This window comes from Phocaeicola oris, from assembly GCF_021295095.1.
Lineage (GTDB): Bacteria > Bacteroidota > Bacteroidia > Bacteroidales > Bacteroidaceae > Phocaeicola > Phocaeicola oris.
In genome coordinates this window covers 1-3,967 of sequence record NZ_JAJLQX010000044.1, presented here as the reverse complement: position 1 = coordinate 3,967, position 3,967 = coordinate 1, and the positions used below count along the sequence as shown (strand labels likewise).

Sequence of the window (3,967 nt, the reverse complement as noted above, 5' to 3'; positions counted from 1 at the left end):
GTATAATCCGCAAAACGAAATGTTCCAAAAAAGCAAAACGAAACGTATCTATTTAACTTTTGTTTAGAAACAGAAAACACACCATAACTATTTGATAACCAAAAAGATACACATAAAAAGGTTTACATTACAAAGTAAAATTAAAGCAAAAAGTTAGCAATGTAAATTTTAACATTTATATTGTACTGATAATCAAATTGTTATATTATATTCTCGTGTAAACTTTAACATTTGAATCTGTAAAGAAAAACATTCCACAAAACGAAATGTTCTAAATTCGAATGGCATTAAAATGGCGTTCTAATACATAACATATTGATTATCAATGATATATAAAGAACCTCTTTTTGAGATGCTTTTTGATGTATATTTATTCAAAAATCACGTTTGAGATAGTTATAAAAAGTACGCTCACAAAAACCAAACAAAGGATATATATACACTCTCCATATATGGCGGTTGCTTACACCGTCTTTTGCGTGTTTGTCGTAAATGTCATTAACTGCTTTAATACGTGTTTTATATGAGTTCCCTTTGGGAAGTGCATAACCTCTTAGTTGGTTATATGTACTGTTTTCTCTAACTATGCTCATTGCTTTTCTATTTTTCTAAAAATATCTTTGTTGGCTTGTTACGCCACCAAAGACAAACAACACTAAACCGAATATTATGCGGTTGCACTGATAATAGCCCCGACTCCTTTTCCCCTGATAGGCAAAGCGATAAAACGCTTATCAAAGCCGACAATCGTTCCACGTTCTTCTGGGTCATCATAACGGGCATACATATAGATTTCTCCGTCAGCCTTCATTACTTCGTGTGCGTAAAATGCCACGCTCGCAAACTGTTCCGTCTGTTCGTCGTTATAAGCCACCTTTTCCCAACTGCCTGCATTTGCCTTGTAGGTGGGCATAAATGGGAACTGATAACAGCCAAACCCCGCAAATTTCATCGGCTCACCGTCTTTAATATCCGTCAGTTCCTTAAACAGTTTCACGTCCTCCAACAGCAAGTCCGTAACGTGTCGTGGGTGCAAGATGATATAACGGTCTTCCAATGGTATTAAAGCGTCATCAAAACGCTCTTTCAATGCCAATAAGTCCTCAAAAGTTATGCGCTTGCGTCCTCTTGCCGTTGCGCCTGTGGTAAGCACCAATGGCGTGTCTGTCGTGTCTTTGCTTGGTGCAAAAGCATGAGCCGCCTTGCGTGCCGTTGCGGTTTGTAATGTGGAACGGTGCTGCTTAAGTACGCTATCCAATTTGTCATAACTGTACTCGATTGCATCAGGACGGCGAACGAGGGTGTTTTCCGTCTCGAACTTATCTAATACAATAGCGTTGTCCTCATCGTCCCTACCTACAATCTTTATCGGGTAGGTACTGTTGTTTACCAACACTTTCGGGTCAATTCCGGCAGAGGGAAAATGCAGCGTGTCATTATCCACTAAGTCGGTAAAATTTTCGGCCTTTTTAAGGAAACTTCTTTCAGGGTAAAAACCCTCCTTGATTTGGCTTATCCAAATCTCCTTGTTTAATGCCATATTCTTTTGCTTTTAGATGTTTGTCAATAGTTTCTCGTACTCTTCGGGATGTTCCCTCAAATATTCGGGGTTATGCTTTCGGAGATAGTCAAGTGTCTGCTTGCCACCGTTGCCGCCCCCTGCGATAGAGTTTTCTTTGTCTATCAGTTCCGCATATAATTTCGGGTTCTTCCTTAACTCGTTTGGTGCATATTTGCGGTAATCCGTCAGTGTCCACCCCTTGCGGTCTTTACTCAAAATCTCGCTAATCTTTCTAACTTTGGGCATACTCCCCAGCAATAAAGAAAGCGTTTCAAGCCCCATTTCGTTGCCTATACGGGCGAATATTTCTTTTTGCGCAAACCCTATCCTCCTATCATATAAAGCTGCATCAACAGCCGCTAAAACAGCCTTTTTACGCTTTTCTTTTTCTCCTGATACAAACGAACGGAATGTCTGTGGGCTGATACGTGCCATTGTCAGGAAATTGCCCTTGTCCTTACTTTCCACAAATCCCGCTTTTATTGCGTTTTCCACTTCTGTGGAAGCCTCGTCAGGCACGTTAAGCAGTGTTTGGATTTCGGCAATAATATCCTCGTCCGAAACATCATCAGCAAGCCCCAAAAGCGATATTATTTCCGCACGCAAGTCCTCCACCTTTTGGGGCGTTTCCAGTGTCAGTCTCTTACGGCTGCCTTTCCGATAGAGTTTAAGTGCGTTTTGATTGGCGGGAATGTCCACGATAGACACCTCGAAAAGGCTACATTTCGTTATCGTTTTGATTCCGTTGATAACAGTGTCCTCGATAATGTCCACCCCAATGGAAGCGGAACGCAAAAAGCCGTTTTCAACTTGCGCCTTTACCGTCTTTCCAAGTTCCGTGCTTTCGTCAAACACGGCATCAGCCAACAATTTGTTACCCTCCTTGCGGATATTCTCCCACCGTCCTACTACGGTTTTTCTTTCGTGCATGTAAAGCATTACGGGGTTTCGCTCAAAGGCGGTCGTGTCTATTCCTTCCGTCTTCACGATATAGCCGTAACTGTTCACGCTTTCGTCTGAAATAACAAATGAAATTTTATCCATATCATTTTGATGTTTAGTGTTACGGTACAAAGGTATTCTATAATCTCCCACAAACCGAAAACGTGTGAAACGCTTTCATAGAAATATACAACGATTACACACTTTTACGCTGCAAGCATTGCAGAAAGTCATAAAAATAACAGAACGATATTTGCCAAATTCAATTATTATTTCTATCTTTGCAGTGTGCAGCCCCTTTGCGGGCTTAGTCGAAAAAAATATCGGGCGTTCTCTCACTTACGCCTGATATTTTTTCTTTTCTGAACTTTTTCCCAAAAATATTTGGCGGTTTCAAAGAAACACACTATATTTGCAGCATCCTACAAAATATAGTAACAATGACAACGACTTTATTAAAGAGACAATTTTTGCACGCTATGGTGTGGAAAGCGGAAACGCCCCAATGCCTTACTATATGGCATAGGACACCTAAGGCGTGCCTTTTTTCAATTCCTAAAAAATATAGTTATGATTGCAAAAATCAATTTGGACGGCAAGGAACACATTGCCATTGTGTTAGACGAAGTGTGGGGTTATGAAGCCATTTGGGAACTGAAACACGCCATCAATTCCTTTATGCAGAGTGCAAACGCATCGGACGATACCGATTTCCTGAAAGAAGATGTTTGTAACTTACACCGACTTATGGGGGAAATAGAAATTTCGGAAGACCAAGCGTTTGAGATGTTCAGGGCATATTTTGGCAGTCCTCACCCACATAAGAAAGCAGAGAAGAAACTATGTGAAATTTATATTTGATTTCAGGCACAAAGTAAAGCGCACTCTAACAAAGTGCGCTTTTATTATATTTATACAATAAAAGTGTATAAACATGCTAATAATTATTTAGACTAAATCTAAAAGTAACCCCACTTTTAATATCCAGTTGAATATCTATAATTTCTGTTAAAACACCCTTGATTGTTAAATATATTCCATTTGGAACGAAATCAAACGTTAAATGATTTAACATGTTCTTTTCCTAAACACTGTTTTTTTTGATAACGACAACAGGGTTATTACATCATTCTAACATTGTCCGAACCCATACCGAACACCGTACCACTGCAAGCCGTTTACGGCACCCATAACGCCACGCCTTGACGATTGCCCAACGAATGGCAGAAAAACCCACAGAACGCAGGGAAAAACACTTTTTACCCTAAGATGTAAAGTGTTTGTAATTGAACGTAAAGTTTACGCTAACTTATCCCCCATAAAAGTAAAGTTCGTGTAAACCAAAATTAAACCTATGTAAACTTTTTGCCCCAAAATGTAAACTTATAAAATTGGGCTGAAAGTGTTAAAAACAAAGGGGTTAAGTGAACTTATCGTTATATACGCTTCGTTTTGTGCCCCATA

At 39.6% G+C, this 3,967-nt stretch carries 4 protein-coding genes; 1 reads left to right on the top strand and 3 read right to left on the bottom strand.

Annotation, left to right across the window (positions count from 1 at the left end; all coding sequences use genetic code 11):
• Nucleotides 1–374: 374 nt before the first annotated feature.
• The 3 genes from LO761_RS12470 to LO761_RS12460 form a co-directional block, all read right to left on the bottom strand.
• Nucleotides 375–593 (bottom strand): hypothetical protein, encoded by a 219-nt coding sequence (locus LO761_RS12470; protein WP_272818600.1) that lies wholly within the window; start codon nucleotides 591–593, stop codon nucleotides 375–377.
• 74 nt (nucleotides 594–667) lie between these two features.
• Nucleotides 668–1,540 carry a hypothetical protein gene (locus LO761_RS12465; protein ID WP_272818599.1) on the bottom strand — a complete coding sequence of 291 codons (873 nt, stop codon included), beginning with the start codon at nucleotides 1,538–1,540 and terminating at the stop codon, nucleotides 668–670.
• A 12-nt stretch (nucleotides 1,541–1,552) separates the two neighbouring features.
• Nucleotides 1,553–2,605 carry an HK97 family phage prohead protease gene (locus LO761_RS12460; RefSeq protein WP_272818598.1) on the bottom strand — a complete coding sequence of 351 codons (1,053 nt, stop codon included), beginning with the start codon at nucleotides 2,603–2,605 and terminating at the stop codon, nucleotides 1,553–1,555.
• A 468-nt stretch (nucleotides 2,606–3,073) separates the two neighbouring features.
• On the opposite strand from LO761_RS12460, the gene LO761_RS12455 reads away from it, so the two are divergent.
• Nucleotides 3,074–3,364, top strand: coding sequence for a hypothetical protein (locus LO761_RS12455; RefSeq protein WP_272818597.1), 291 nt, complete (start codon nucleotides 3,074–3,076; stop codon nucleotides 3,362–3,364).
• Nucleotides 3,365–3,967 lie beyond the last annotated feature (603 nt).

What these genes read in the sequence shown, in the direction of transcription:
- LO761_RS12470 (WP_272818600.1), bottom strand. Translation starts at nt 593, where the DNA reads ATGAGCATAGTTAGAGAAAACAGTACATATAACCAACTAAGAGGTTAT.
- LO761_RS12465 (WP_272818599.1), bottom strand. Translation starts at nt 1,540, where the DNA reads ATGGCATTAAACAAGGAGATTTGGATAAGCCAAATCAAGGAGGGTTTT.
- LO761_RS12460 (WP_272818598.1), bottom strand. Translation starts at nt 2,605, where the DNA reads ATGGATAAAATTTCATTTGTTATTTCAGACGAAAGCGTGAACAGTTAC.
- LO761_RS12455 (WP_272818597.1), top strand. Translation starts at nt 3,074, where the DNA reads ATGATTGCAAAAATCAATTTGGACGGCAAGGAACACATTGCCATTGTG.